The sequence below is a fragment of the Thalassobacterium maritimum genome (genome assembly GCF_031127805.1).
In the GTDB taxonomy this organism is placed as follows: domain Bacteria; phylum Verrucomicrobiota; class Verrucomicrobiia; order Opitutales; family Coraliomargaritaceae; genus Thalassobacterium; species Thalassobacterium maritimum.
This window is the reverse complement of sequence record NZ_JARXHW010000126.1, coordinates 1-1,669: the sequence shown is the minus strand read 5'-3', so window position 1 is coordinate 1,669 and position 1,669 is coordinate 1. Positions and strand designations below refer to the sequence as shown.

The following is a 1,669-nucleotide window of genomic DNA, read 5'->3' as shown; positions in this document are numbered from 1 at the left end:
ACAGACTGCGTAGCACGTCGATCAGTCTGGCTGCGGTCCCGCACGGCAGGTGGTGTGAGAGGTGGCGTCCCGTGCGGCGTCACCTACTCGATTTCGACCTTTTGTTGAATTCGTCAGTCAGTTGCATCAATATGTTCGTAACCTTAAATGCTGTAAGTTCATCTAGTCCATCATCCCGTCTATGAGCAGCCATATTTCTCATGTGCTGGATCTGTTTAATTAGTTCGTATTCTTCTTTGTCGATTTCTTTCTTGTAGAGCAGCTTCTGGACTACAGTAGAGTCTGAAGTTCTGTGGTCGTCTGGCGTATCTACGAGCTTCCTTCCTGCTTCAGCAAATTTAATCCAACTGTATATGACTGCTGAATACGGGTCTACTGATAGTAATGCGTTGATTTGCTGGAAGTCAGAATTACCTTCTTTGCTTAATTCTTCTCTTCCATGCTGACTTTCGACCTTTTCTACGGCTTGCTTTAGTTCGCTAAAGTCGATTTCAGTTTTCCCATGCTTTATTTTGCCGATACGCTTAATTAATGCGGTTAGCTCAGCATGAAACTTCCAAACGATAATCAGTATCGTGACAGGCCACGCTAGAGAGCTGATAATGTTGGTAATATGTTCCATTTATTCTTTCGTCGAACGATGAGGCCAGGCACCCAGCCTGACGGGTTAGTGGTTTTAAGTGATTTTCGGATTATCGAGCGGGTTACATGGGTTGGCCTGTGCCGGCTGGTTCTAGCTTCATTCGTTAGGATGTTCGGCTAATTCATCGCCCAATCCACGGCGAAAAGCATTCCAGCACTGCTTAGCTATGATTATCGAGAATAATCCGATGATCAAGACGAACGCTATTCCTTCACCGAGTTCTCTTCCTGCATTCTGTTCTTCAAAGTCTAATGTCACGAGCAACCCAACGACCCGAAGGACGCTCTCGACTGTCGTTGATAGCAAAACGAAAAATAGGGCCGCACATAAAACACCAGCCAGTCCGACAAAGACTAGCTTAGCAAGTTTGCGTGTTTTTTGTTTCATACTTTTCTAGAACGATGAGCTCTGGCACGGCGCGTTAGCGACGTTGTCCCGTAGCGACTGGTTCTCATTCTAGTGGTTTATCCAAGTGTAATAGACGTATCCGCCTTCAAATTTCGCGTATACCCATGTGTCACCTTCTTGCCGAACAAAGGTGGTCGATAAATCAGGAGTAGGATCCCACAACTTCTCTCCTTTTATTGGTTCGAGCGTCTTAGGGTCACGCGCACAGCCCCAACTAAGCCACGGCTCTTTATCGTCCGTGTATTTTCTTTCTTCTGTATGTGGTGTAAGTTTTAATATCTTAACGATCTCTTCGAAGCCTGCTTTATTTGTTTTTACTTTTATATAGGAGGACCCATCGGGAAGAAAACCATCCGACCAACTGTTTGAGTAAACGACTACAGCGTCCTTAGGTAGCCAATGCTGCCCAAATAGGGGAGCTGCAATGACTAGTGAGATAATCAGGGCTGCGATGATCTTTTTCATTTTCCTGAGAACGTAGAGTGTATGCATGTATGAGCGCCAGCGAAATACATTGTCATATCACGACTGGGTATGCCCGGCATGTTGATAACCTTATATGGTGAAAGTCCATTGTGAAAGACCTGAATAACAAATCAATCACTAGAGAAGCACAAG

At 45.1% G+C, this 1,669-nt stretch carries 3 protein-coding genes; all 3 read right to left on the bottom strand.

What is annotated here, in order from left to right:
* Positions 1-79 precede the first annotated feature (79 nt).
* On the bottom strand, positions 80-622 hold the full coding sequence (locus QEH52_RS19515) for a hypothetical protein (protein ID WP_308952635.1): 543 nt from the start codon (positions 620-622) through the stop codon (positions 80-82).
* Positions 623-739: 117 nt separating this feature from the next.
* Positions 740-1,030 carry a hypothetical protein gene (locus tag QEH52_RS19510; protein ID WP_308952634.1) on the bottom strand — a complete coding sequence of 97 codons (291 nt, stop codon included), beginning with the start codon at positions 1,028-1,030 and terminating at the stop codon, positions 740-742.
* Between the two features lie 69 nt (positions 1,031-1,099).
* Positions 1,100-1,516, bottom strand: coding sequence for a hypothetical protein (locus QEH52_RS19505; protein WP_308952633.1), 417 nt, complete (start codon positions 1,514-1,516; stop codon positions 1,100-1,102).
* Between the last annotated feature and the right edge of the window lie 153 nt (positions 1,517-1,669).